The organism is Mucilaginibacter sp., assembly GCF_028288225.1.
In the GTDB taxonomy this organism is placed as follows: Bacteria; Bacteroidota; Bacteroidia; order Sphingobacteriales; family Sphingobacteriaceae; genus Mucilaginibacter.
The window spans coordinates 1-24575 of record NZ_JAQBOC010000022.1 but is presented as its reverse complement, the minus strand read 5'-3'; the positions used below and the strand labels follow the sequence as shown (position 1 = coordinate 24575).

Below are 24575 nucleotides of genomic sequence, written 5' to 3'. Positions count from 1 at the left end.
GTTATGAGATACGCAGAATTACAGGCGACCAGCAATTTCAGCTTCCTGCGGGGTGGGTCGCACCCGGAAGAGCTGGTGGAACAGGCTGCAGGCTATGACTATGCGGCTATCGCCATAACTGACCGCAACAGCCTGGCAGGTATCGTGCGTGCGCATATTGCGGCTAAAAAGTTGCCTGTTAAATTTATTCCGGCCTGCAGGCTGGATTTATTAGATGGGCCAAGCTTGCTGGCTTACCCAACAGATAGGGATGCTTATGGCAGGCTATCGGCGCTGCTAACCGTGGGGAACCTGCGGGCGAAAAAAGGAGAATGCCATTTGTATCGGGCGGATGTTTATACACACAAAGAAGGTATCAAATTCATTGTTGTTCCGCCTGATACGCTGAACGCACGGTTTGACTATGACGATGAATTCAAACAACAGGTGGCGGAATACCGTGCAGCATTGGGCCATTCCTTGTATGTGGCAGCTACCCGTTCCTACAGCGGTGATGATGCCAAAAGATTGTATCGCCTTTCGCAGCTGGGTGTGCCGATGGCGGCCGTTGGCGATGTGCATTACCATGAAGCTAACCGCCGCGAATTACAGGATATCTTAACCTGTATCCGGGAGAAATGCACGATCCATACGGCGGGCTTCCGGCTGCATGCGAATGCGGAACGGTTTATCAAGCCCATAGACGAACTGCAGCGCCTGTTTAGGGGGTATCCGGAGGCTATCGGCAACGCGCTGGAAATTGCGGAAGCCTGTACCTTTTCACTGGATACCCTTAAATACATCGAGCCGGAAGAAAAAATGATTGATGGCCTGACACCACAGGAACGATTGATCAAACATACCTGGGCGGGGGCACACGAACGTTTTGGAGAGATCATTCCAAACAAAATCAAAAAGCAGCTCGAAATTGAGCTGGCCTTTATCGAGCGCCGCAAGCTTGCCCCGTATTTTCTGCGGGTATATAAATACACCCAAAAAGCTGAAGAACTAGGTATCCTGCACCAGGGGCGCGGCTCCGCAGCGAATTCGACGGTCTGTTATTGTTTGGCTATTACTGCAGTCAACCCCATGAAGTCGCGGCTGCTTTTTTCCCGTTTCATGTCCGATGCGCGGGAAGAATGGCCCGACATTGACGTGGACTTCGAGCACGAACGGCGCGAGGAGATCATCCAATATATTTACGAGGATTATGGCCGTGACCGTGCGGCCATCGTAGCTACGGTTACGCAGGAACGTCACCGGGGTGCTATCCGGGATGTGGGCAAGGCGATGGGACTATCAGAAGATACCATTAAACGGATCGGCGCCACCATCTGGGATTTCAGTGATGAAGGTTTTGATGGGAAACGGTTATGCGAACAGGGTTTGAACCCACGCGACCCGCTGATCTACAAGGTACTGGAACTGACCACGCTGCTGATGGGTTTTCCGCGGCAGCTGGGACAGCATACCGGCGGGTTCGTCATTACCGATGGCAAGCTGTCTGACCTCTGCCCTGTACTTAATGCAAGGATGGAAAATCGCACCCAACTGGAATGGAACAAGGATGACCTGGAAGCTTTGGGTATCCTGAAAGTGGATGTATTAGGTTTGGGTATGCTGACCATGATCCATAAGGCATTTGATATGGTGTTACAGCATTATGGTAAAAAATTAACGCTGGCCAATGTTCCACAGGATGACCCGAAGGTTTACGAAATGATCTGCCATGCGGATACCATTGGCGTGTTCCAGATCGAAAGCCGGGCACAAATGTCCATGCTGCCGCGGCTCAAACCCACCTGCTTTTATGACCTGGTGATCGAGGTGGCTATTGTGCGGCCGGGGCCGATACAAGGCGATATGGTGCATCCATACCTGCGCCGCCGTAACGGCGAGGAAGTCGTGGAATACCCGTCCAAAGAATTAGAGGAAATATTGGGCAGAACATTGGGTGTGCCGCTTTTTCAAGAACAAGCAATGGAGATTGCTATTGTGGCGGCTGGGTTTACGCCAGCCGAAGCGGATGAATTACGGCGCAGTATGGCCACCTTTAAGGCCAATGGTAAATTGCACCTGTATGAAAAGAAGCTGGTGGACGGCATGGTGGCTCGTGGTTACGAAGAAGACTTTTCACGGCGGGTCTTTAAGCAACTACAAGGATTTGAAGGTTATGGTTTCCCGGAAAGCCATGCAGCCTCCTTTGCTTTACTGGTCTATATCTCCTCCTGGTTGAAATATTACTACCCCGATGTGTTCTGCGCCGCATTATTGAACAGCCAGCCGATGGGTTTTTACCAGCCCGCTCAGCTTGTCCGGGATGCAAGGGATCACCAGGTTACAGTACTGCCGGTGGATGTCAATTATTCTTTTTGGGATAATACGTTAGAAGAAAAAGATGGTGAGTATCATGCAGTACGTTTGGGTTTCCGGCAGGTCAAGGGCTTAGGTGAAGAAGATATGCAATTGTTAATAGCGGCCCGCAATCAGTTTTACACTCATGTTGATCAGCTCCGGAGCGCAGGTGTTCCCGAAGCGGCTTTAGAAAAATTAAGTGATGCAGATGCTTTCCGTTCATTGGGCTCAGACCGCCGCCAGGCTTTATGGGAAGTAGCAGCTTTAGGTGACCGCCCAATGGCGCTGTTTGAGGGGCAACAATCAGAAAGTGTCAAAGAAGTGCAAATACAATTACCACTAATGACCGAGGGTGAGCATGTGGTGCAGGATTATTCATCGACAGGGTTGTCCCTAAAAAATCACCCGGTTGCATTAGTGCGTGAAAAACTGGATCTATTGCGCAATACCAAAATCGGTGATTTAAAAACCATGAAAGATGGCAATGCGGTTAAGGTCGCCGGGCTGATCACTGTTCGTCAAAGGCCCGGCACGGCTAAAGGCATACTATTTATGACGCTGGAGGATGAATCAGGCGCAGCTAATATCGTCGTCTGGGAAAAGCTGTTTGATCAGTACCGTAAGGAAATCATCCAATCCCGTTTATTCATGGTAGAAGGAAAATTGCAGATCGAGGGCGAAGTGATCCATGTAGTCGCCAGGCGCTGTTTTAATTTGAATAGCCTGCTGCGCGGTTTGACCGTAGCAAATGAAAATGATCTGCCGCTTCTAACATTGGCACGCGCAGATGAGACAACAGCTCCTGCGCCGGACAGCAGGGAAGTTTTTCATAAGGGAAGGAATTTTAGATGATACTAAATCCAAAACACTTCGATTAAACCAAAGTAGCCGATCACTATCAGGCCGGTTATATTCAGAGTTAATGATAATCAACTTGCATCTCTGAAAACAACCTGAAATATTACGGCAATGAATGTAATGTGATGGGCGAAATTCCATTGAGCCGATATGATCTGTTTGTCAGCCGGATAGCACAAACTTATTTAATTACCAACTTAACCAGTTCTGAACTGGAGCAATGTTATGGCAACCGGGTGCGGTCAAGGTTACGGGAAATGTTCAACCTGGTGGCGTTTGATAAAAGCAGTAAGGATAAAAGATGATCGATATTATGCAGGAATTGTCGCGACGGGATCTTCAACAATAATCGTTAGGCAATTCAGTAAATCAGCAACTAAATTCTTGGTCATATTCAACGTAGCTTTAATAAACTCGTCAACATTAAGCTCAGGCGAGTTTTTACTAAATTGTTTATCATCAAATTTTTCGATGATCTTATATTCCTCATCGCTTGAACCTAAGTATGTTTGATAACCATGTATATATCTATTTCTTAACTCATTAATGGTGATCAAATATTTTTTAAAAAAGGGCTCGTAGAGGATAAAGCACTTATATAAATCATCTTCCTTTTTATATTCCAGGCTTATTAATGAGTCGTAGTGGTCAAGAAAACTCGTCAAAGGAGAGCTTGTAGGCCGTTTCCCTTTAATATGCAGTATGATTTTTTTTATAAGTATTTCAACAAGGCGGACAATATTTTCAAAAAGCGTGGCCAGTGATAAAATATAGGTCTGAAAATTTATGTCAATTAGCTCCTTGTAAAATGCCGCGTCATTTACTTCAAACACCGACTTTAATTGGTTAGTTCCAAAATAAAATAAAGCATTCGTGCCGACAGGAAGATCGGCGGAGGAACCGTCAAGTACAGAGTGGTTTATATTTTCAAAGTAAGTGAAATAGATAACTTCGCATTTACGCAGTCTATTTTCAATAGAATTTAAAAGGTCTTTCAAACTGCCATACTCAATCTTTAGCCAATTATCGATCATCCAATTGGTTTGAGCTACCTGATTACCGATAATTTTCTTTTCGATAGCGACAAGCAATTTGCCTTTCAACACCTGTAAATCCGTTAATTCCTTTTTAATTGTTGTTACCATTCATTTTTATATCTATCGATGGTTCGGTTAATCTCGTCATTTACGCCTGTTAAAAGACGGGTTAAAAAATCTGCAAAAGGGGTTTTATAACTATATTTTTCTATCGAATTTTCGAGAAGCTTCTTTAACGCTAAATCGGCAGGAAAAGGCTCGCCGGAGGTGCCACTTTTTACCCCCATTGAGGTTATTGCTTGGCTACAATTCCATTTGAAGTTTTGAAAATAATCATAATCATTTTCATAGGTTTTGCTTACGTAGTCATATATTATTTCAACTGATTCAATCAAATACTCATTTTTTTGTTCAAATATGCTTAAACATTGCACCAGCCGGTTTAGGCGAATTTTATCGGATTTATTTTGTTCTATCTTATCAATTATCGCCGAATAAACCGGTTCTATTAACAATTTACTTGAATTGAGGTAATCCAGCAAAACAGAAGCATAATATTCCATTCCCTCTTTAAAATCCAAATGGATATACCAGTCGAAGGCATCCATCAAAATATTTGCCTTGGCTTCCGAGTCAAAAGATGTTAATAATCGCCCTTCACCAAAAGGGATGGCTTCATAACCTGAATTGATATTATTTTCGCTGATATTTTGCGCTTTTAGGGCTATTCGGTTCTTTAAATAATTAAAGACGGGAGTAAATCCTTCTTTTCTTATCACCGCCTTTAATGCATTTTCTATTTCATATTCAAGGGAAAATCTCAAGCTATGCTCCAGTAATAACGCCCGCGCTTCGGTATAATAATCTTCGAAGCCATCAAACAAATACATAAACAATTGACTTCCATCTTTTTGAGAACACTCCTCCAAAAAATCACCGATCACGGTTAGGGCCTTTTCACGATCTACATAAAAAATATTCAACAGCGAAAGTGAAAGCCAAGTGCTGTTTTCAGGAAAACGGTTATTATAAACCTGTAGGATTAGGTCGGCGTCTTTATAATTTATGGGAGATCTTTCTTTTCTGAAAGCGTAAATATGGAGAATAATATTAAACGCCTGAAAGCTTCCTTCCTCCAGCAATTGCTTTATCTTCTTCCAGTAAAAGTCTTCGTCTTTATGAACAAAATAGAGGGCCTGTAGCATACCTGATCCCAATTGAAATAGTATATTCCGTTCGTTATCCCATAGGTAGTCGTATATCGTCCTAAGCTGCGCAGGAAATTCAAGATACAGCACATTGGTAAAATCCCAAAAATTAAACGGAATTTCTTTTGATGTCTTAAAAAGAGCGGCTATGCCTTCGGCGACTTCCAATGCCAAATATCCTGAAATAAGCTCCCTGCTTTTTTCCCTTAGATTTTCTCTTACCAGATTAGCGTCACTATCGATATCGTTTTCGGCTTTGCTAAATAAAAAAATCAGCTCCTCAACTACCGTAGTCGGGACAAGCTTACTTTCAATTGCCCGGATTGGCTCCAGGTACTCATCACCTATATTCCACTTTTTAAACCAGTACAATTTGTCCAAAACATCTCCTTGAAAATTAATTGGTAGATCAGTTATAGCCCTTTCTAAAAAGTTTAGCACAGCAATGGTGTCGCCCGGATGATTGTAGGCGAATTTTTCTCTTTTTGACGATGCGATCTCGCGGGGAATATCCAATAACTGTTTAATAGCTATTTCTTTGATTTCTATATCGTCCGTTTTAAAATATAGCTCATCAAGTTGCTTGATAATTGATGCCCTTAATTCATGCACACTCGGCTGATCCGGCAGATAATATCTTCTGATCGTTATGGCTTTGCCGTAGGCATCCATCGAATGGCTTGTAAAATTCAATTTTAGTAGTTCTTTATAACTATCCAAAATGAGCCTGGTAACCGCATTATTTCCGCCATGCAGTAGCAGACTTGATTTTTGCACATAGAAAAGCTGTTTTACTAATGCAAAACGATAAACTGCTTCCACGTAGGTAAAATCGAACGTGGCTTTAAAAATGTCCTTGTCCGGTATTATTGCAAAAAACTTAAATACCATCTCAAATACATAGTCCAAATGCTCCGTTCTATGGAGTAAATCTTGCAAAATGTTTTTAACAGATACGTATTCCTGAAATATGCCAAAATGCTTCGCCCCGGTGATGCCGATAAGGCGTTCATGGAAATGATGGCTTGGGTTGGTAAGTATGTGATAATAACAATTAACAGCTTCAATTGCTTTAGCCGACTTGTAACCATTTAAGGAATATATCGTTTTTAAAATTCGGGTGAATTCCTCATAACTGTCAGTAGATGATAAATTCTTGATGTACTTTTCCAGCAATTGATCGAGTAAGGTCTGAGATCTGTCTTTATTGGAGTTGACTTCATCAACTGTAGCCAGATTTTTTATGATGTTGTCGATTGAATTATAATACAGATCAATTTTCTGTGCCAGCCAGGACGGCTCGGCCCCCATAAGCAATATATCGCTGTAATAATCTGGTTTTATTTCGCTTTGAAATTTTGCACTTAAGAAATGCTGCTCACTCAACTGTTCAAATATATATCGGATAGTCTCCGTCTCTATGTTCTCACTTTGCGACAATTGATCTATCCACTCATTATCTAATATATTAATTGGTTCCAATAAGCAAATTAACCTGAGAAAATTAGTTGCTCTAACTTCACTCAAATTCGTTTTTTCCTTTATCCTTAAAATAAATGATCTGAAGTAATTATTTACATAGTCATAAAGGAATTTGGCAGACTTAATTTGAGGTACCGGTATTTGTAGTTCCGCAGCTTTCAAAATAGCCACAATTAAAATCGGCCGTCCCCTTGAGATTTGCGCCAATTGAGCGGTGTAGTATTCTAGATATGTGTTTTTAACTTCTTCTTCAAATAAAAGCCGCGTATCTGTTTCATTAAGTTGTCCTAACGGCATCGACAAGGTATCCACTTCTTCATATTCTTTAACAAGTTGGGTGGCCTGATTAAATTCGATATTTCTAAACGTAAAAATTACTTTGACTTGGTTGGCTCTTTTTAAGGCTGCAAACCGTTTAAGATCAGCAATCTGTTCAGGTCTATATTGATGCGCATCATCAACAAGAATGATATAATTTTTATCGCCACTGGTAGACTTGACTAATTTATCGAAGTCTATGCTGTAGTTTGCCAAGACCAGCGCCAGCCAATCTTCATTATGGTCAATTTTTTTTTTGAAAAACTCTATAACGAGCCTGGTTTTGCCCATGCCGGCTTCCCCTGTTATCATTACTGCGTTTAAAGCAGGATTTTTCAGAAAGTCGCCTAATTGTTGAAGTTGTTCTTCCCTTGCTACGAAATGATTACTAAGGGTAAATGGGTCTTTGGTTGACGCTTCAATTAATGATTTGTAAAACAGAGCATATGGCTGTAGTTGCGCAGTATTAAAACCGGACTCTAGCCATATTTTTAAAAGAGGATATTTGAGATAAATGGTAAATATTTTAGCACCGTCCCAAATCAGAACCTCTCTCAATTGTTGTTTATCGAGAATGGCCTCTTGGGCAATTTGTTTAAGTTCGTTATGCTCTTGCGGCAGAAGTTCGATATTGGTTAGTAAAACGAATATATCTTCGTTCACGACCTTAAATAACTCCTGTCTTAATTCAGCTTTGATACTTGAAAAAGCTTGCTTTCTGGCAGTAACATGGAACTTATATTGAAACCGCCATTTACCTATAAATTGTGAATATTGTCCCTCATAGCTTCCGTCTATTCCGCCATCCCTTCCTGGGGCCGCAAAGGGTTCAAATTGTTTAGAAATTTCAAAGCTCAATAAGGCGTTGCAAAAGTATTGAAAATCCGTAGAAGTATAATTCAGCCAATTGATCCTGTCCATGCTTGTATTGAGTTCCTGCAATTAAATGCTCAAAGTAAATGTATGATTACTTTTTACTTATATGTTCAGGAATTTAATTCATTTAGGTGATTGACATTTAAGCCGGTTTCTTTTGCTACTTTTCTTTGTGGCGCCTGAACAAAGAAAAGTAGTCCGGGCGGTCTTTTTGCATAGTTTAGGCAATATTAAACCGCCGGGCGACTTAAGCCCCCGGCGGGCGGTCTTATTTTATCATTAATAAAATAATTGCCAATAGGATACAAAGCTTTGCTAAAACATTAGCTAGTTTTTCAATGGTTATGGTAACTACGCATAACCGTAAGATTTAAAGCCTTGTATTCCTGCAATACCCCTGCGGTTAAACCTGCGCCGTCCAATAATATAACGGACGTATAAGCCGAAAAGTAATAGTAAGATGTCCAGTACTGGCAAATGACTGTTTTGAGAAAATAAGATGTTCATGGTAGTTATAATTTAAAAGTGATTAATTCCTTTTTTTAAAAAACCCTGCTGTACGATATTTTGCAACCATTTTCGTTGGGATTTTTGATTAGGCATTTCCGGTAAAATGTGTTTAATCCGGTATTAAAAACTTTCATGAGGGTGGGGCTATTATCAGGTGAAACTATAAATATTAAAAGGCAATTAAGGCCTCATTTTTTTTGGTATGCTCAGCCCCTTTGTTTCCAAAACACCACTACCATACCAACAATATTCCTGATCAGTGGCGTATTGCAATTCATAAATACGCCACGGTTTAGTCTGGCAAGTATTGGCATGATCTTTCCTGTAATGTAATGAGCAACAGTTATAAAATGGGCAACAATAATTGTCTTTTATCTTCTGCTCTACCAATACGGTTGTCTGGGCATAGTGCATGGAAAAATAATGATCAAAAGCAACCATAGCCTTTAGTGCAACGCTAGTATCCATATCTTGCAATGCAGTACCAATATAGTCTCGGTTGAAACCCGGGTCTAAAGAGAGTGGCAGGGTGTGATCGAATATATATAGAAAATCACACAACTGAACTTTATCCAGTAATTCATCGATCTTGTCATCGTAGATCCATTCAATATCAAAGCAAGGGTCTTTGATTCGTTCCCTATACAGTTCGATACTTACTTTGGTCAAATACGTAAAAGCTTTTTCAAGTTGTGTACGGCCTTGAAATATCCGTACATATTCATTCAACAGGGCAACAAAATTGGCTTCATTTTGCCTCATTTGTTGTTGTATTTTTTGCTTGATTAATAATACAGATTGTTCTTGGCTGATGCCGTTCGATTCATTTTTTTTTAACTCATTGACCATTTGTATAAAAGCATCGCCGCAATTCATGGATTGCAGGGCCATGACGGCCAAACGAATAATGTTTTTGATTTCGATATGTGGATAAAGAAATTGCGCCACCATACGACCTACGGTATACTCTGTTGCCTTACGGGAATTGCTGGCCGCCATGATATGATTCTGCCGTTTACTAACCAACTGATCGATTTCATGGGCAATACATTCAAAAAGATAAAAACTTCCCAATTTTACAGATGCGGAAATATCACCGCTACCTGTCTTTTCTACATAGTGGATTTCCGGAATGGAGAACATTCTTGTCACTAATTGACTACCATTCCTGGCGGTAATCGCTTCATCACTATTTTCAATTTTGGATATCTGGTGCATTTTGGTGATCAAGACGCCTCCACCTTCGAGTGTTCTGTTAAACATAAATGCATTGTAGAAATCATTATCAAAAGAAGTATTCTTTTGATTTCCCAAGGAAGCGGCAGAAGACATCCCAGGTGTAGTGTATTTGGTGAATATCGATTTCATTAACACCTGGTTAAATAAACAGGCCTGTCCAACCATTGTACTCAAATCTTGCATGTAGTGTAAAAACTCATGAAGGATTGCCGGATAATTCTCCCATTGCAGTTGACGCTGTTCAGCAATAGTCAGGTCGTGTTTTGTATCCGACAAACCTGCAGCTTCGCGCGTCTTATCTACGGCAATGGTAAAATAATATCTATTTGGATAATAGGTGCCCCAAGCGGAACTGGCATAAAATTCGGGTCTTGATAAATCGTGGTGTTCCATTAGTTTATAAGTTTAGGTTTTAAATAATGTTATAGGCTTTTTAGCATCTACGGGTTGAGGTTAATAACACGCAACTATTTTCCTTTTTCATTATTCGCATCATTAAAGCTCTTCATCAGCCGCTCAAGCATTTTTCGAAACATTAGAATATTAGCGGGATACTGTTGTTCAACTGAATACTCGTATAATAAAAAATCAATGAAAATATATAGGGCTGTCGTCGTTAACTGCATAGGGTCGATAAAGCTACTTCGCTCCGTTGTCTGTTGCGTGAGTTTATCCAATATCATTTGCCCTTTTTCGTTCTTAATATTAGCTAATGTTTGAAAGCTGGGGTGCGTAAATTGACTGGCCCAAATATAAAATGGGCGGTATTTTTCCAAGCCAGCCGCTTTTTCAATAGCCCAAAAGCTAGGACGTTCAGACAAATGGTCTTTCGCCCAGCCATAGTCATCAAAAAAGCCTTTACCGTATAATTGTTTTAACTCAGCTGTGCGGTTATCAATGTCACGTCGGCGTTCAGCTTCAAGAGGCGGGAATTTAAGTACTTCGAAAGGTTATCTAACGAGTCCGCTTTTTTTCTCGTATCTTTATGGCCATAATCAGCAAATTTCTTATACAACACCGCATTGCTTTGTTTCATAAGAAAAACGCCAACCACCGCATGTTCATACACGGAACGATAAACAGCCAAAGCTGTGCGTGTCGAGCCATGTGAGAGTAAAACACCCACTTCATCCGCCATTCGGCAAAGCGTTCCGAGCATAGTCATCCGCACCAAATCAGCTATTCCTACGGTTTTTTTATTCATTAATTCCTTCAGACGGTCAAACAGATTATGTGCCGAATGAACGAATAAATTGTAATTCAGGAACATGGCCGAATGTTCTTCAATAATTTTTTTTTGGTTGCGCCCGAAAATACCCAGCCAATTGTCAAGATACTTATGATTATGTTGATTGATAATGAAATCTGGCAAGGTATCTTCGATCATTTCGAATATTTTACCATCTGCCAACGCCTTTTCCATTTGCTCGAAAGTCAACCCCTGGGCTACACGGGCCGTTTCCAGCAATTCATCGATCAAGGTATCAAGATTAGGAATGACGAGGTTTGTATATTTTAAATCACCCATAAGTTAACATTACGCAAAAGGCTTTATAACGACATCCGCGTCATCGTAATTCTTCATAGATGGCAAAAAATTTCGGTATATCAATTTGTTTCAGGGCTAGTTTCTTGTATGTGATCGTAGGTTTGTAAAAGAAAACTGCACATAGAGCCGGCAAGATTGACGGCCAATGCCGCATGCCGCGCTGAAGGTTTTACTTTATTTTTACTTTTTCCATGAGCATCTCCTAATTTGTTTCTAAGTGCTCCCAATCCTTCAACCACAGTTTGGCAACCACCAAGTATTTGTTTAAAGATGGATTCAGAGTGTTGATCTGGTGCCAAATTTAATATACTTGCGACTTGTTTGTACAGTTTGGGTAGTTCCAAACCATCATCGTAAACCTGATTTTGTGAATCAAGAATATGTTTGCAAACCACTTCAACTAAGGCCCTTGCGGATGTAATAGCGGCTTCAGGATCATCTTGCATTCGCTGCAAAGCCTTATTCCATGTTTCTGAAATGTATTGCTCGTTAACGGTTTGGACAACCTCATTGACATGGGTTTCGTGTGGCGCGTGGCCGTTTAATTCCAATGAAGCATCGACCAATCCCTCAAAAGTGTCTTTAATAAAAAACCGGCGCTCTGCATAAGATGGTAGGTGGTGTTTAATAAATTGCCAGTATTCATATAAATTATTGCTTTTTTGAACATATCCAGGAACATGAACTTTTAGCTTCGGGTGTGCTAGCAAATCTTTGCGAATAACCTGGAAATATTCCTCGTTTCCATCACCACCGGTTGCCCGCGATGTGAGCAGGCTTTTTAAGACCATAACCTTTTTATAATAGTTTTTGGATACCTCGTCCCACGCGGCCATTATCTTATCTAATTGTTCTTTGGTCGCACCCAAAAGCTGGAGATCTCGTTTCAGATTATTAATCGAGGTAATAAAATAACTAAAGTCAATGCATTTACAAATTGCCGGGGTCAACAATTCGGTTAATTTGGTGGCATCTGCATTATAGAGCCGGTTTAAAAAAATAGCTAAAACATCCTGATATGAAATGCCATCTATTAATCCGAGCCAGTTTGTTTGTTGTTTGGACGTGGCTTCATTTATTGCTTCTGCATATTCATTGGTGAAGCCGGTATCATTGGCGATCCGAATAAATTCATTATCCTCCATCAAGGTTGGAAACCCAATGGCGATAAGGTCATCATAAAGTGGTTTTATTCGGGCAATTATATCCATTAAAAAAGAGAGGCTTAGATAATATGTAAATATACACTTGGTATTCAGTAATTTGAATTGCAAATATAATTCTCCTGAATGGAAGAATTGTTTATTATCAGCTGGGGATCGTTATACATTGACGAACATAAGGCTGATACAAAAAAAGGTTGCTTTAACTCAATCCACGTTACGTTTATATAATGTTACCCATCTTGCTTAATTCGTTGTCGTCCAGAATTGATATTACTTTTTCTTGTAACACTTGTATTAAACTTTCCTTAAACCAATTATTTTTCTTTTGCCAAATGTTGTTCCGAGGTGACGGGTGAGGCAATGGAATATAATTTGGCAGGTATTCTTTGTAGTTTTTTACTGTTTCTGTTAAAGCAATTTTAGCAGTGTTTTTCAAATAGTAGTTCTGGGCATATCGTCCGATCAATAAGGTCAATTTTATTTCGGTCATTGATTTTAGAACTTGTTGATGCCACAAGGGAGCACACTCAGGTCTCGGGGGCAAGTCGCCCGATTTTCCACTACCCGGAAAACAAAAGCCTATTGGGATGAGTGCAAAGATCTTTTCATTATAAAATGTTTGTTTATCGACCCCCAACCATTCCCTTAAATTGTTACCGCTGGCGTCATCCCACGGAATACCACTAGCTTGAACTTTTTGCCCTGGAGCTTGACCTATTATTATAATTTTTGAAATACTGCTCGCTTGAATAATCGGTCTTGGAACATTAGGCAAAAATTCTTTGCAAACCGTACAATTTCTAATTTCTGAAAGTATTTTGTCCATCTTATATAAGCGTAAAACACTTGAAGTTGATGCTTCAAGTGTTTTCTTTTCGTTTGAAATTTACCCGAATAATTAGAAGCAGCCTACGCCGGCGTTTGCAAACTTACTGCTGTCTCCGCCTTAGGTAAACTTACTACCGTTAAAACCGATCCGCCGATTATCCAATAGTAGTAGGCATCCACTCCTTGAAACGAAAATAGGAACGGTGCAATCACAAACAACAATTCCTGCCAGCGCATCTACCGCTAAATGTCCTTGGTAAGGAATAATTCGGTAAATTCCCAATTGATGTTCAGTCAGTAATGTGAGCATAAAAGCCCCAATGCCTGTTCCGGCCGATAGTTATAAGGCAAGCGGGTTAGCATTTCCCAATCCTAACACAAACGGTAATACTATTAGTGCCACAGCTACCTGATAATCCAAATAGGCGTGTATTTTTTTGGTTATAAATCTCATGTCTTGTTAGTTTAAGTATAGAGGATGTTAGGTTTTACATCAAGGGACAATCCTGATTTTTGATTTTTATCAGCGCTGATACGAAACGCGTAAAGATAGAACCGTCTTTTTCTGTCATGAAATAAATTGAGATCGAGCATACGGGCGAACGCGGACAATCGTCTTACCTTTAACCCGATCCGTCGAGTTATATGTTGCGACGGCATCGTCAAGCGTAACGACGCTGCCAGCATTCGTTTTCAAACGGCCCTCACGGAATGTCTTTGCGATCTCAAGCAATTGAGACCGGTCTGCTTCGACAACAAAATCAATATTCTGAACTCCGTCAACTTGTTCCTCATTCCAGCCGGTAATGGAAACAAATTTTCCTCCTGCGCGAATTACAGCCAAAGATCGTTTTGCGATATCACCACCAAGGACATCAAAAACCACATCGACCTTGTCGATATCTTCTAATGCCTTGCCATCCAAATCGACAAACTCATTTACACCAAAGTCGAGTGCGGTCTCACGGTGAGCGGCGCGTCCGGTACCAATTACATATGCACCAGCCTCGCGTGCGAGTTGAACAGCCATCGAACCAACGATACCTGCAGCGCCATGTACCAAGACTCTTTGACCCGACTTAAGTTGGCCGTGCTGGAACAGCCCCTGCCATGCTGTTAAGCCTGGCATCACGAGCGCATTACCATCATTGAAGTCAATATCGTCCGGTAATAGCGCAAGATTGCGCGCCTCAATAGCAACATATTCTGCCAACGAACCATTTCGATACCAATCCTGAAGGCCGAATACCCGTTGTCCTACCGACAACCCTGTCGTGCCATAGCCCAGGGCTGTTACCACTCCGGCCAACTCATGGCCGGGAATTGACGGCGTCCTTTCCGCGCCGGCACGATCGATCCACGTCGACGGCCAGGAAAGCTCGTCCCCGGTAATACTGGCCGCATAAACCTGAACAACTACATCGTTTATTGCTGCCGACGGTTCAGGAAACTCCACGAGTTTCATTCCTGCTAATCCCGCATTTTGGTCTTTTACAACAATTGCTTTCATCATACACCTCCTTTTTTGTTAATCAGCAAACACCAGCTTAATGATGTGATGTTACTGTAAGTTACTGTTTTTATTTTTTAAGATTAAGAATTCACGGTTATCATAAAACGTCCGAAATAAGATTTCCAGTCTGACGGTCAGATCAAGCCAGCTGGCGTTACCGGCGGAAAGTCCCTTTCAGGATCGGACACGTTATTGATAAAATTCGTCAGCGAGTACATCGCCACAAGGCCAACAATCTCTATTATGTTGGCATCGGTGTAGCCGGCATCCCGTACTGCCGCAAAATCGGCATCACTGACTTTGCCACGGGTCTCGATCACTTTTTGCGCAAACTGAACGGCTGCATCACGCTTCGGGTCGGTTGCATGGCCCTTACGAGCGAGAATGATTTCATTGGCCTCCAGCTTTGCCATATGCTTGGCGGTATAACTATGAACAGTCAGGCAGTAGTTGCAGCCATTAACTTCGGAGACGGCAAGGCCGATGCTATCGCGAGTCTTCACATCGAGCGCCTTATTCATAAGGCTAAACAGGGCGGCCCATGCGTTGAACGCGATTGGGCTTGTCGCAAAGGTCGCCATCATATTTGGAGTGAACCCAATATTCTTGGTGAACGCATCAAGAGTGGGTTTTGAATCAGCCGGCACATTATCCGGCTTAAGCGCTTCAATTCTAGGCATTGTAATCGTATTTAAGTTTATTTGTTATATAAGTTATACTAAATCAAGAACTTCCTCAAGGGGACGGCGGGGCTTTTGCTTCCAGTTGCCGGTGCGTTCCGGGCCAACGGATAATAGCATGACCGGTACTTCGTCCTCGCCAAGTCCAAACTCGTTGGCTACAGCTTCGAAATCAAACCCGATCATGGGTGTAGAACCCAGGCCAAGAGAGCGAGCTGCATAGATGATAGCCGCCGCACCGAACGTAGCGGTGCGTATAGCTTCGTCCCGCCGGCGTTGCGGGTAGGGCATGTAAAGATCGCGTGCAGGAATTTCCCATTCCGGTACCATGCTTTCCGGCATAACGCCCGATTCCACCAGTGGTGCAAGGCGGCTTGGTATCACGCTGGTATCAACCAATTGGCCGATAACGATGAAAGTAACTGCCGCATCAGTGATCGCAGGCTGATTCCAGGCGATCGGTCGTAATCTCGCTTTAGCTTCAGCCGTTCGAACTGCGATAAAACGCCAGTTTTGTAAGTGAAAAGACGTTGGTGCGCTTGTGCCAATTTGCACCAGCTCGCGGATTTGGTCGTCGGTAAGCGTAGCTGTAGTGTCGTAGTACTTGGCGGAGCTACGGCTCAGGATCGTGTCAATAACAGCGTTGGTCATAATTTTAATAGTAAAGTGGATAATAATTTATGTTGGGTAAAATTATGCCGCCGGTTGAATAGCTTGGCGGACCAGATTTAAAATGTAACGGGGACCAGTTAGGATTGAGAACTTTATTGACATTTCATTTACAAAGAGCAGAAAGTATCGCCCTTTGTACCAGCAGTTAGCATCGGAAATTATTCAGTTGATCTGTTGTTGAACCTTGGAAATGACGCCAGCCACTTCCGTCTTCGGGAGCGGACACAAAGCCTGAAATTCAGTTGTAAAAGATTGTGGCGACCTACGATTAATTGAATGCGCAGTGTTGGGGGAAACAAAGGACAGAACCGGCGTTTATGTTTCCGGCCACAACCTCAGTGTTCAGCGTGTGATTTTTTTTAGTATATCAACAGCAAATTCTATTTCCTGTTCATTCATCGCGGCAAATCCAAAGCGAATAGCATCATAAGTTAAATCTTTGCCTTTAAAATAGCCTCGTCCGGTAAATTGCAATCCCAGACCGGCGGATTTCTTAATTATATGGGCAAGCTGATATTTTTCATTAAACTTCAGCCAAAGCGCCATGCCTCCTTGTGGCTTCTTAAACTCTACAAGGTGGGCTAGTTCATTGGTTAGGAGGTTTGCAGCATAGTTACACCTATGCCGATAGAGTTTGTTCGCTTTCATAATAAACCTTGAAAACTCACCACTTTGCATAAGCGATGCTATTATCTCCTCCATTAAAACATCACCCCTCATATCAATTAATGTTTTCAATTTAATGGCACTCCTCAAAAAGTCAGGAGTTGAAATCATGTATCCAATCCTGAAATTAGGGCCCAATACTTTAGTCAACGAACCTATATATATCACATTGCCGCCATGTGCGCCACTGGCAAGGGGTAAATACGGACTGTATTGGTATTGAAAATCGTAATCGTAATCATCCTCAATAACTGTTAGCTGATGAGCGTTTATGATCTCTAACAACCTTGTGCGGCGCGGTGAGCTAAGTGTAACTGTTGTCGGATGATGGTGGTGCGGTATAATGTAAAGTAGTTTAACTTTATTGTATTGCAATGCCTCAGCTATGGCATCGACATCGGCCCCATCATCATCCATCGGGATAGTTATCAGCTCAGCACCCAATTGCCTGAAAACAGCATCTGCTAAAAAGTAGCTGGGTGTAGTAACCAATACTTTATCGCCCGGTTTTATTATCATTGACGCGGCAATATATATAGCCATTTGAGCGCCCCTGGTAACCATTAGGTTGTCGGGCTCAATATTAAGCCCCCGGGTATCATTTAAAAATATGGAGAGGGCATCTTTAAAAACCGGGCAACCGTCAATATTCAAACTTGCAGAAGCTGTTTTTAAATGCTGAAGCGTAAGCAGTCTCCTGTATTCGGCCGAGACACGTTCGATGGGAAATATACTAACATCAGGGAAACCGTCATTTACAATAACTTTATAGTTCGCGCTTATTTTGGTCAATGATGGCACGTACTCCAGCTTGTCAAACGAAACTGCCGATTTGGCCTTATAACTTGATTTAGCTTTGTCCGCGTAACTTCGGGGCTTTATAATAGGCAAAAGGGTTGAAACTCTATACTCTTTTCTTTCTTTACTGATAATCCAATCTTCTGTAATAAGATCATTGTAGGCAGCCATTATGGTTTTCCGGTGCAAACCTAGGTCCGCTGCCAGCAAGCGCGTACTGGGTAATTGCATATCAGGCATCAGTGTTCCTTTTTGAATTAACAGCACAAGCTGTGAGGCAAGTTGCTTGAACACGGCTTCGGGGTTACTCTTGTCGATCTTTAATAAAGTTTTAAAGGGAAGCATAAATATCAAAGTAAGTTTTATTACCGAACATCAAATTGCGCTGGTCACTCTGATTAGGAAAAGCTGGTACCCTAAGCTATGAAGATGCGTATTTAAGTTTGTGGTGCACAAATATATTACAATCAGCATATGAACCAATTATGCGATACTGCAAAGGCGAGCCTTTGTTTGAATAATAAATATAAAAAATGAAAAACTTATTGATCATCGATGCAAGTCCAAGAGGCGAGCGTTCAATTACCAGAACTTTTACCAAATTGTTTGGTACTAAGTGGATGGAATCCAATCCTGATTCCACTATTCACCATCGAGAAGTCGGCCAGGAAGTTATACCACATGTAACTGAGCTGTGGATTTCAGCGGCGTTTAAACCGGCAGAGCTAAGAACGGAGGATGAGATCAATGTACTAAAAACTAGCGATAAGTACATTGCTGAACTTAAAGCCGCCGACGTAATCGTTTTAGGAACCCCAATGTATAATTGGTCAATTCCCAGTGCATTAAAAGCTTATTTAGACCAGGTAATAAGGGCTAATGAAACCGTTAAAATGCGTCCGGACGACCCGACAAATCCGTATAGAGGATTATTGAAGGATAAAAAAGTTTATTTGCTAATAAGCAGAGGAAACGCGGGTTATGAAAAAGGCGAGTACTATGAGCATATGAATTTTCAAACTGATTACCTAAAAACAGTTTTTAACGTAATGGGACTGAGTGACATTCAGCAGATAGCGCTAAATGGAAGTGCCTTTGACCAGCAGGTATATGAGCAAAACAAAAAATATGTCTATTCTAAAATAGCCGAAATGGCCTCGAATGGTGAGATCACAGCTTAGTAAGTACCAATAAAAAGAAAACGGTACAGGCTTTAAACCTGTACCGTTAATAAGTGGCTAACCCACCTGTTTTATGTCCTTCTGAAATTCCTATTTTGACCGAAAGAAAGGTCAAAGCACTTGCCATGAACCATTTTTGGAATTTAATGCAAATCGGACAGGCCAAAAACATGTCGCAGCTTTTGCTGCGGTTAATACAATAATAAAGCTTAGTGTATAATTGCAAGTTCTAAACGCTGAGTCGACTTCAATTAATTGATCGCTTTAGCAAAATGGTTACAAGCAAGATAGTAACCCTTATTGAGATATAATCTGTGGGCGGGGTGCAGCGTGTAACCGCTATCGAGATGAATGCTTTTCATTCCTTCATCGGTAGCATGGCGAGTGACATAATCTAACAAAGCGCCGGCATACCCCTGATTTCTGCATTCCGCAAACGTAAACAGGTCATCAACATAGATTATACGTCCCGTACGAAGCATGTTCAACTTTCGGTAACTTATAAATGCACCTGCTTTGGTATTGTCCGCGTTCGGCAGGAAAACCAGTTCAAATTCTTCCTGGCTAATCATATTAAAAACTTGGTCAACTACCGTTTCGGGATCCAGATTTGGTCGAAATTCGAGGATCGCTTCTTTACAAAATTCGATATCAGATTTGGTGATGGCTTTTTTGCATTCCATAATTATTCTTATAATTTAAAACAAAATTTCATTCAACTCCTGTTCTGGATATAATTATCAACACTCCATTTGTAATTATCAATGCCTGAAAGCAGTAATGCACCGCCAGTAAAAACAAAAACCGGGTAATCAAAGGGAGCTCTTATATTTAAAAAGATTGCCATAAATAAGCCAAATACCATTGTCAGGATACCTGCACCGAAAGCAGCTTCTTTAATTTTGAAACCTACGATAAGGCAAACTGCGAATACACCTTCACCTATTGTGGCAAGTAAAGCCATAATATTGGTAATCGACCCACTGGCAAATGGCACAAGAGTATGGGTATAGCTAACGAAGTGTTTCCAATCACCCCAGGAAACTCCATGAGACCCATAAGGGCCTATTAAACCTATCCTGTCCATTACGGGCATTAAAAACCCGATTCCAAGCGCAAGACGTAAAATAAGCTGAGCGATTCCTGAGATGTTTTTCATTTTTTTAGATTTGAAAATCAAAAGTAAAACAGGCTGCTTAAAGTCTCAGGTACCAGTTATTACTTTTTAAAGGGGCCAAGCAACTAGGGGTGATCATCTTAGATTTGACGCGCAGATAATATTTAAGGAATGTAGATCCTACCTTTCATTGAATCGGCATGAATTATAATTGTCTATAGGTCATTATTCATCCCTAAAATGTCCCGTATGCCCCTGACTTAACTTCCCGAAACTAATTAACTTTACGTATTAAAAATTAAAATCATTACCTATGCTACCGATCAAACCACACTTATGGTTCGACAGCCAGGCCAAAGAAGCTGCCGAATTTTATACAGGCTTACTGCCGGATTCGGCGGTCACTTACGTTAGCCAGTTGCATCATACGCCATCGGGCGATTGTGATATCGTGGAGTTTACTTTAGCCGGGCAGCCGTTCATGGCGATCAGCGCCGGGCCGTTGTTCCAATTCAATCCGTCGATTTCCTTTATGGTTCATTTTGATACCGCCGAACAACTTGATCAAGTTTGGCATCAACTGGTCGAAGGCGGCAAGGTCATGATGGCGCTGGACAACTATCCGTTCAATGAACGCTATGGCTGGCTGGCCGACAAATACGGGGTGTCCTGGCAGTTGATGCTTGCTAACCCTGAGGGCGAAAAAAGACCGGTGATCGTTCCATCGTTAATGTTCACCGAAGCAATGGCGGGTAAAGCAAATGAAGCCATCGACTTTTATTGTTCCGTATTCAAAGAGAGCAAACGGGGTACGACCGCGCCGCGCCCGGAGGATATGGGGCCCGATAAAGCAGGTACGTTAATGTACGCTGATTTTTACATCAATGGTACCTGGTTGGCCGCTATGGATAGCGCGCATCCGCATGGTTTTGTATTTAACGAAGCGGTGTCGCTGCTGATCTCCTGCGAAAGCCAGGAAGAAATTAACTATTATTTCTCGGCGCTTTCCGCTGATCCCAAAGACGAGCAATGCGGCTGGCTGAAGGATAAATATGGGGTATCCTGGCAGGTGTCGTCTACCTTAATGGAGGAAGTATTCCAGAACGGCACGCGTGAACAGATCGACCGGGTTACGCAGGCCTTTATGCCGATGAAAAAGATCGACCTGGCCGTGTTGCAAAGGGCTTATAATGGTCAGTAATCTTATTCTTTAAAAACCATCATTGGGTCAAACCCCAGGTTAGCCACCAGTTGTTCGTGGTTAACCATCCTTTGCGTCAGCAATGCCCGTTTCTCCGTAGGCAGATTAGGCATCCAGTAACAGAGCAATTTATTATTATACTTTATGATCTTGTAATAATGGCTGGGCATGGTAACGGTAACAGTATTTTTAGTATACGTCCGTTGATTGCCAGAAGTACCGCACCAGATCCGCACACTGTCGGTTTGGTTGGTGAGTTTACGGCATAGTTCTTCGGTAGCGATTTCCGTCCCAATATTCTGGCCCCGGTATTCCATGCCGGCGTTAAAAGTATAAGTATCGGATAATATCGCGCCGTCTGCATCATAAGCTAATAAGATCCAGGCCTGGCAATGTCCCTTGGCGATCATATCCGGGGATTCTACATTGGCTTGCTTATATACTTTGGTTTCGTCGGACTGTCCGTAGGCGGAATGCCAGGCGGCGTAAACACCGTTGCGTGGGACGTTTGCGTTTTCTTGTTCCAGGCGATGCGCTTTGGTATAAATGTAATACGTCACCAAAGGCATGTGCCGGTCAGTATCCGCTACGGATTTATAATAAGGATTGACCCAAAGCTTACAGGAAGGACAGAGATCGGATTTTCGCGTAAGATATTTTTTATACAGCGCTTTGACATAGGCTGCGTTGATGGTTTGTGCGTTGATACTGGTGCAGGTCAGGGCAAAAAACAGCAACAGATAATATCTTTTCATGAGCGTCGGTAAAGTAGCTAAGATAAATAAAAGTCCCCAAACTAGTAGCTCCGATGCCAGGAGAGACTGATAAAAAAAGCAGGGTAAATTATGCCGGATAGTGTAAAACGAAACTTGAGAATGAACGGAAATGGAAAATATCCATCATATCATCTCTTTACTGTTAAAAGACTTTTCTAAGATGTGCAACCCTGTTGTGCTCGAACCAAAAAGTGCGTCCAGGTGCTTACAACGTAGATTGTAAAATCGATAAAATATAAAAACGGCCTTTACGATATCGTAAGGCCGTTTTGTGCGCCCCACCTGGGCTCGAACCAAGGATCAAAAGATTGACGGTTAGATTCATTTCGAGTACCCATCCTTGCGGTTCGGTCAAACTATTTTACATAGCCATCTTGTTTTTCCTTGACTGCTTTTTTGCAGGCAGCTCCTCCTTTTGCTGCTTACCTTGTTTTTGAGAATTGCTTTGTTTTTGCTCGGGTTGTAGTAATTCTTCCCGTTTGATCTTTTTCATTTGGTGATCATAAAGATCTACTGTCTTATATTGCGGGCTGGCAGCTATAAAGTATTTCTTTTCTTCGCCGTTGCGCTCAACCGTGATTTGTTGGGGATTGCCTTTTTTTAACGAGCGGAATAGGTTATCCTGGCCTTCGGCAGTTGCCAATTCTTTGATGCCTTTGTTGGAAAGGACTTGTTCGAGGTCAAAGCCGTAATTTTCATTGAAGCGTTTGATCTCCTTGTTGCCTTTTTGCGTCAGGTTATCATTGTCCAGCTGCAGCCAGGCATGGTAGCCTTCCCCTTCTTTATTGTATAACTGCTTATGCACCGCACGTCCTTCCATTAAGTTAAAGGCTTCTTTGGCCGTAATGCCATTGCCTTTATTGATATAAAAAGTTTGATTTTCTTCTTTTTCTTTGCCCTTATTGAGCGTGGCGTCGAACTTATTGAAAAAGTACATTTCCTGGTTGTCACCAGCCTTGAAATACAGGTTATAATCTACTTTTTGCTGGTTGAATTCATGCTGTGCCGGGAGAGCAAACTCCGGCACTTTTTTGCTGATCTGCTTTTCCAGGTCTGCATTTACTTTTTCACCAAATCCAAGGTTCAAAAGGTTTTTCTTTAAAAATTCTAAATTCTGTGTGTTCATGGTACTTTAATTTACTTGTTTAAAAATTGATTTGATGGTTACTTTTTGCGGCTGTTATCGCGGAGCAGGACCGCAAAATTGTCTTGTAATTTCACTTTGACCTTTTTTACTTTTTTGCTAAAAAGGCCTTTAGCGGCATTGATGCCGCCCGCAGCTGCCTGGCCGCCGATCGACCCGTCCATGCTCAGGAACTGCATGTTTGATAGGGCATTGTCCGCGCCGTTCCCGGCAGCGTCGGTTAGTTCTGCCTCCGGCGCGGGGATACCGGGCATGCCATCAAGGCTGAAGACGGTAAGATCAGCCGGCAGGATGTCTTTACCAACCCGGATGTTTTGGATGTTGAGCAGCAGACGCTGGTTAGTGACCTGGCAGGCACCAAACAGTAATTGTCCCTTTGGCAGCAAAACCCCTTTCAGTTTAATAGAATCCGTCAGCTTTAAGCGTACGGTACCGCCGTTCATTACTTTTTGCTTGCCCTCGATGACAGCTGGGATAGCCCTGAAGGCGCTGTCACTTTCTTTTTTTTTCTGCGTTGGCGCTTTCGCTAGTTCCGGGTTTTGGATGGCCTGGATCTTGGTCAGCATATTGTTAAGCTGCTTCATTTCGGGATCTTCATCGCCCGATGATTTCATCGTTTTCATCATTTTATTTAGTCGCTTAATCTCGGGGTCGGGTGCCGGGCTGGCATAAGAAGACCGTTGTGGTTGGCTGATCTGCCGGTTGAGCTGCGCCAGCTTCGCTTCGATCTTTGCCGATTGCTGGTCGGCGTTGTTGCCATAAACCGGGATTGTCGTTTTAGTTGCCTTGGCGGAATCGGCATGTGCAACCGTTTTAGGGTCAAAACCCATTGCCTGGATAAAGCTTTTACAAACCCCGTCTTTTGTTATCGCCGTATCCTTTCCGGCAGACTGGTAGATGTCCATCTTGTCCTTTGCTTTGGTGTCCTTAAACTGCGCGGAAGGGAGCACCATATCAATGCCGCGGTCAGGTATCAGGGTTGCCGACTTTCCGGCATCTTTTCCACCGCCTAATGCCCAGAACGCCATCGTCATAAACGGCAGGACCAATAGGGGTATGGCCAGGTAAAACTTGCGCTTTTTCAGGAACGCTTCGGTGTGTATCGGCGTCAAGCCGCCTTGTTGTTGATTTTCCATAATGTTTATTCTTTAGTGGTTAATGAATCTGTTAGTTTGGAACGGGTTGTTTTTGCTGGCAGGTCGGATGGCAGGCCGATATGCGTAGGTTGGAAATTTTGCCGCTGCATCGCTATTTGTCCGGATGGAATGACCAGGCAAATGCTCAGCCCGCAAGCTGATAAGCCGCAGAAGATTGCCAAAAGCCATTTCTGCCGTTGTTTTGAATACCGGTTGATCCGTGTGTTCAATACTGCCGCCAGTAAGCGCTGCCATTTAATAATGCTGCCGGCAATACTTTTTGCCA

At 42.3% G+C, this 24575-nt stretch carries 22 protein-coding genes; 4 read left to right on the top strand and 18 right to left on the bottom strand.

Annotated elements, in window-relative coordinates:
- Positions 1–3: 3 nt before the first annotated feature.
- On the top strand, positions 4–3186 hold the full coding sequence (locus JWQ54_RS06690; protein WP_299581972.1) for an error-prone DNA polymerase: 3183 nt from the start codon (positions 4–6) through the stop codon (positions 3184–3186).
- A gap of 131 nt (positions 3187–3317) precedes the next feature.
- Entirely contained in the window at positions 3318–3497 is a 180-nt protein-coding gene (locus JWQ54_RS06685) for a hypothetical protein (protein WP_299581970.1), read from the top strand.
- A 6-nt stretch (positions 3498–3503) separates the two neighbouring features.
- On the opposite strand, the gene JWQ54_RS06680 is transcribed toward JWQ54_RS06685, so the two are convergent.
- The 12 genes from JWQ54_RS06680 to JWQ54_RS06625 all read right to left on the bottom strand — a co-directional run bounded on the left by JWQ54_RS06680 (position 3504) and on the right by JWQ54_RS06625 (position 18079).
- Positions 3504–4337, bottom strand: coding sequence for a hypothetical protein (locus JWQ54_RS06680; RefSeq protein WP_299581967.1), 834 nt, complete (start codon positions 4335–4337; stop codon positions 3504–3506).
- A complete protein-coding gene (locus JWQ54_RS06675) occupies positions 4331–8158 on the bottom strand; it encodes an ATP-binding protein (protein ID WP_299581964.1) in 3828 nt (1275 codons plus the stop codon). The genes JWQ54_RS06680 and JWQ54_RS06675 overlap by 7 nt, the downstream gene beginning before the upstream one ends.
- 306 nt (positions 8159–8464) lie before the next feature.
- Positions 8465–8620, bottom strand: a complete 156-nt coding sequence (locus tag JWQ54_RS06670; RefSeq protein ID WP_299581961.1) for a hypothetical protein — start codon at positions 8618–8620, stop codon at positions 8465–8467.
- A 183-nt stretch (positions 8621–8803) separates the two neighbouring features.
- The gene (locus JWQ54_RS06665; RefSeq protein WP_299581958.1) at positions 8804–10255 is read right to left on the bottom strand and encodes a hypothetical protein; all 1452 of its coding nucleotides are present in this window, start codon (positions 10253–10255) and stop codon (positions 8804–8806) included.
- Between the two features lie 74 nt (positions 10256–10329).
- Complete coding sequence (locus JWQ54_RS06660) at positions 10330–10761, bottom strand: DUF5677 domain-containing protein (RefSeq protein WP_299582309.1); 432 nt, start codon at positions 10759–10761, stop codon at positions 10330–10332.
- A complete protein-coding gene (locus JWQ54_RS06655) occupies positions 10737–11390 on the bottom strand; it encodes a DUF5677 domain-containing protein (RefSeq protein ID WP_299581955.1) in 654 nt (217 codons plus the stop codon). Before JWQ54_RS06655 ends, JWQ54_RS06660 begins: the two co-directional genes overlap by 25 nt.
- 80 nt (positions 11391–11470) lie before the next feature.
- The gene (locus JWQ54_RS06650; RefSeq protein ID WP_299581952.1) at positions 11471–12622 is read right to left on the bottom strand and encodes an abortive infection family protein; all 1152 of its coding nucleotides are present in this window, start codon (positions 12620–12622) and stop codon (positions 11471–11473) included.
- A 175-nt stretch (positions 12623–12797) separates the two neighbouring features.
- Positions 12798–13403, bottom strand: a complete 606-nt coding sequence (locus JWQ54_RS06645) for a uracil-DNA glycosylase family protein (protein ID WP_299581949.1) — start codon at positions 13401–13403, stop codon at positions 12798–12800.
- A gap of 570 nt (positions 13404–13973) precedes the next feature.
- Positions 13974–14918 carry an NADP-dependent oxidoreductase gene (locus JWQ54_RS06640; protein WP_299581946.1) on the bottom strand — a complete coding sequence of 315 codons (945 nt, stop codon included), beginning with the start codon at positions 14916–14918 and terminating at the stop codon, positions 13974–13976.
- Between the two features lie 134 nt (positions 14919–15052).
- Positions 15053–15598: a carboxymuconolactone decarboxylase family protein gene (locus JWQ54_RS06635; protein ID WP_299581943.1), complete on the bottom strand. Its 546-nt coding sequence runs from the start codon at positions 15596–15598 to the stop codon at positions 15053–15055.
- 33 nt (positions 15599–15631) lie between these two features.
- Positions 15632–16249, bottom strand: a complete 618-nt coding sequence (locus tag JWQ54_RS06630) for a nitroreductase family protein (protein WP_299581940.1) — start codon at positions 16247–16249, stop codon at positions 15632–15634.
- A 363-nt stretch (positions 16250–16612) separates the two neighbouring features.
- Positions 16613–18079, bottom strand: a complete 1467-nt coding sequence (locus tag JWQ54_RS06625) for a PLP-dependent aminotransferase family protein (protein WP_299581938.1) — start codon at positions 18077–18079, stop codon at positions 16613–16615.
- A 188-nt stretch (positions 18080–18267) separates the two neighbouring features.
- On the opposite strand from JWQ54_RS06625, the gene JWQ54_RS06620 reads away from it, so the two are divergent.
- Positions 18268–18915 (top strand): NAD(P)H-dependent oxidoreductase, encoded by a 648-nt coding sequence (locus tag JWQ54_RS06620; RefSeq protein WP_299581936.1) that lies wholly within the window; start codon positions 18268–18270, stop codon positions 18913–18915.
- A 251-nt stretch (positions 18916–19166) separates the two neighbouring features.
- On the opposite strand, the gene JWQ54_RS06615 is transcribed toward JWQ54_RS06620, so the two are convergent.
- On the bottom strand, positions 19167–19598 hold the full coding sequence (locus JWQ54_RS06615) for a GNAT family N-acetyltransferase (RefSeq protein WP_299581934.1): 432 nt from the start codon (positions 19596–19598) through the stop codon (positions 19167–19169).
- A 32-nt stretch (positions 19599–19630) separates the two neighbouring features.
- Positions 19631–20074 carry a hypothetical protein gene (locus tag JWQ54_RS06610; RefSeq protein WP_299581931.1) on the bottom strand — a complete coding sequence of 148 codons (444 nt, stop codon included), beginning with the start codon at positions 20072–20074 and terminating at the stop codon, positions 19631–19633.
- 271 nt (positions 20075–20345) lie between these two features.
- Here JWQ54_RS06610 and JWQ54_RS06605 point away from each other — a divergent pair, with 271 nt between their 5' ends.
- Positions 20346–21233: a VOC family protein gene (locus JWQ54_RS06605; RefSeq protein ID WP_299581928.1), complete on the top strand. Its 888-nt coding sequence runs from the start codon at positions 20346–20348 to the stop codon at positions 21231–21233.
- 2 nt (positions 21234–21235) lie between these two features.
- On the opposite strand, the gene JWQ54_RS06600 is transcribed toward JWQ54_RS06605, so the two are convergent.
- The 4 genes from JWQ54_RS06600 to JWQ54_RS06585 all read right to left on the bottom strand — a co-directional run.
- Positions 21236–21988 carry a DNA/RNA non-specific endonuclease gene (locus JWQ54_RS06600; RefSeq protein WP_299581925.1) on the bottom strand — a complete coding sequence of 251 codons (753 nt, stop codon included), beginning with the start codon at positions 21986–21988 and terminating at the stop codon, positions 21236–21238.
- Between the two features lie 382 nt (positions 21989–22370).
- On the bottom strand, positions 22371–23135 hold the full coding sequence (locus JWQ54_RS06595) for a hypothetical protein (RefSeq protein ID WP_299581922.1): 765 nt from the start codon (positions 23133–23135) through the stop codon (positions 22371–22373).
- A 38-nt stretch (positions 23136–23173) separates the two neighbouring features.
- Entirely contained in the window at positions 23174–24265 is a 1092-nt protein-coding gene (traM, locus tag JWQ54_RS06590) for a conjugative transposon protein TraM (protein WP_299581920.1), read from the bottom strand.
- A 29-nt stretch (positions 24266–24294) separates the two neighbouring features.
- On the bottom strand, positions 24295–24575 hold a 281-nt coding region (locus JWQ54_RS06585), incomplete at its 5' end, for a hypothetical protein (RefSeq protein ID WP_299581917.1).

Excerpts from the sequence above, each read along its gene's own strand:
- JWQ54_RS06595 (WP_299581922.1), bottom strand. The coding sequence starts at position 23,135 with ATGAACACACAGAATTTAGAATTTTTAAAGAAAAACCTTTTGAACCTT.
- JWQ54_RS06665 (WP_299581958.1), bottom strand. The coding sequence starts at position 10,255 with ATGGAACACCACGATTTATCAAGACCCGAATTTTATGCCAGTTCCGCT.
- JWQ54_RS06680 (WP_299581967.1), bottom strand. The coding sequence starts at position 4,337 with ATGGTAACAACAATTAAAAAGGAATTAACGGATTTACAGGTGTTGAAA.
- JWQ54_RS06640 (WP_299581946.1), bottom strand. The coding sequence starts at position 14,918 with ATGATGAAAGCAATTGTTGTAAAAGACCAAAATGCGGGATTAGCAGGA.
- JWQ54_RS06685 (WP_299581970.1), top strand. The coding sequence starts at position 3,318 with ATGGGCGAAATTCCATTGAGCCGATATGATCTGTTTGTCAGCCGGATA.
- JWQ54_RS06600 (WP_299581925.1), bottom strand. The coding sequence starts at position 21,988 with ATGAAAAGATATTATCTGTTGCTGTTTTTTGCCCTGACCTGCACCAGT.
- JWQ54_RS06690 (WP_299581972.1), top strand. The coding sequence starts at position 4 with ATGAGATACGCAGAATTACAGGCGACCAGCAATTTCAGCTTCCTGCGG.
- JWQ54_RS06655 (WP_299581955.1), bottom strand. The coding sequence starts at position 11,390 with ATGGGTGATTTAAAATATACAAACCTCGTCATTCCTAATCTTGATACC.
- JWQ54_RS06650 (WP_299581952.1), bottom strand. The coding sequence starts at position 12,622 with ATGGATATAATTGCCCGAATAAAACCACTTTATGATGACCTTATCGCC.
- JWQ54_RS06625 (WP_299581938.1), bottom strand. The coding sequence starts at position 18,079 with ATGCTTCCCTTTAAAACTTTATTAAAGATCGACAAGAGTAACCCCGAA.
- JWQ54_RS06605 (WP_299581928.1), top strand. The coding sequence starts at position 20,346 with ATGCTACCGATCAAACCACACTTATGGTTCGACAGCCAGGCCAAAGAA.
- JWQ54_RS06635 (WP_299581943.1), bottom strand. The coding sequence starts at position 15,598 with ATGCCTAGAATTGAAGCGCTTAAGCCGGATAATGTGCCGGCTGATTCA.
- JWQ54_RS06670 (WP_299581961.1), bottom strand. The coding sequence starts at position 8,620 with ATGAACATCTTATTTTCTCAAAACAGTCATTTGCCAGTACTGGACATC.
- JWQ54_RS06675 (WP_299581964.1), bottom strand. The coding sequence starts at position 8,158 with ATGGACAGGATCAATTGGCTGAATTATACTTCTACGGATTTTCAATAC.
- JWQ54_RS06610 (WP_299581931.1), bottom strand. The coding sequence starts at position 20,074 with ATGAAAAACATCTCAGGAATCGCTCAGCTTATTTTACGTCTTGCGCTT.
- JWQ54_RS06615 (WP_299581934.1), bottom strand. The coding sequence starts at position 19,598 with ATGGAATGCAAAAAAGCCATCACCAAATCTGATATCGAATTTTGTAAA.
- JWQ54_RS06630 (WP_299581940.1), bottom strand. The coding sequence starts at position 16,249 with ATGACCAACGCTGTTATTGACACGATCCTGAGCCGTAGCTCCGCCAAG.
- JWQ54_RS06620 (WP_299581936.1), top strand. The coding sequence starts at position 18,268 with ATGAAAAACTTATTGATCATCGATGCAAGTCCAAGAGGCGAGCGTTCA.
- JWQ54_RS06645 (WP_299581949.1), bottom strand. The coding sequence starts at position 13,403 with ATGGACAAAATACTTTCAGAAATTAGAAATTGTACGGTTTGCAAAGAA.